A 1400-nucleotide genomic window follows, 5' to 3' on the forward strand; every position below is an offset into this window, starting at 1 on the left:
CACGGGGCTGGCGGGGCCCGTCGTGGTGCACGGCGGCGCGCTGTGGGGCTTCGCGGTGCCGGGGGCGGCGGGATGCGTCTCGTTGCTGGTGCTGGCGTCTACGGGGCGGGTCCTCGCAGCTCCCGCGCGGGGTGCGGTCGTTGCGGCTTCATCGGAAAATGATCCAAACCGTGCCGTCGAACCCCGTTTCAGTTCGGGTCATCAGGCGTAATGTTCAGTCATGGACCGCCGCATTTTCGGGCTGGAGAACGAGTACGGCGTCACGTGCACGTTCAGGGGACAGCGCCGCCTGTCGCCTGACGAGGTGGCGCGGTACCTCTTCCGCCGTGTCGTGTCATGGGGCCGCAGCAGCAACGTCTTTCTGCGCAATGGTGCCCGCCTGTATCTCGACGTGGGATCACATCCGGAATACGCGACACCCGAGTGTGACAACGTGACCGAACTCGTCACCCACGACAAGGCGGGCGAGCGCATTCTCGAAGGACTCCTGGTGGACGCCGAACGACGCCTGCACGAGGAGGGAATCGCGGGCGACGTCTACCTCTTCAAGAACAACACCGACTCCGCGGGCAACTCGTACGGCTGTCACGAGAATTACCTCGTGGCCCGGCACGGCGAGTTTTCGCGGCTGGCGGACATCCTCATTCCCTTCCTGGTGACAAGGCAGTTGCTCTGCGGTGCGGGCAAGGTGCTGCAGACGCCGCGCGGTGCGGTGTACTGCGTCAGTCAGCGGGCCGAGCACATCTGGGAGGGCGTCTCCTCGGCGACGACCCGGTCCCGGCCGATCATCAACACGCGCGACGAGCCGCACGCCGACGCGGAGCGCTACCGGCGGCTGCACGTCATCGTGGGCGACTCGAACATGTCCGAGACGACGATGCTGCTCAAGGTGGGCGCGACGGACCTGGTGCTGCGCATGATCGAGGCGGGCACGGTGATGCGGGACCTGACCCTGGAGAACCCGATCCGGGCGATCCGCGAGGTCAGCCACGACATCACCGGGCGGCGCAAGGTGCGGCTGGCCAGCGGCCGGGAGGCGTCCGCGCTGGAGGTGCAGCGGGAGTACTACGAGAAGGCCGTCGACTTCGTCGACCGCCGCGGCATCCGCACCGGCACGGTGGAGCGGGTGCTGGAGCTGTGGGGCCGCACGCTGGAGGCGATCGAGGCGGAGGACCTGGACCGCATCGACACCGAGATCGACTGGGTCATGAAGTACAAGCTCCTGGAGCGGTACCGGGCCAAGCACAACATGACCATGTCGCATCCGCGGGTCGCGCAGATAGACCTCGCCTACCACGACATCCACCGCCGTCGTGGTCTGTACTACCTGCTCGAGAGGAAGGGCCAGGCGGCCCGGGTCGCCAACGACCTGAAGATCTTCGAGGGCAAGTCCGTTCCGC

At 67.0% G+C, this 1400-nt stretch carries 1 protein-coding gene and 1 pseudogene; both read left to right on the forward strand.

Going from position 1 to position 1400, the window contains the following annotated elements; genetic code table 11:
• A pseudogene (locus tag AB0E98_RS33700) lies at positions 1–211 on the forward strand (MFS transporter); the annotation flags it as partial.
• 9 nt (positions 212–220) lie between these two features.
• A partial coding sequence (gene pafA, locus AB0E98_RS33705) for a Pup--protein ligase (protein ID WP_361710297.1) occupies positions 221–1400 on the forward strand: 1180 nt, incomplete at its 3' end.

The sequence above is a fragment of the Streptomyces sp. NPDC037389 genome (assembly GCF_040636475.1).
In the GTDB taxonomy this organism is placed as follows: Bacteria; Actinomycetota; Actinomycetes; order Streptomycetales; family Streptomycetaceae; genus Streptomyces; species Streptomyces hesseae.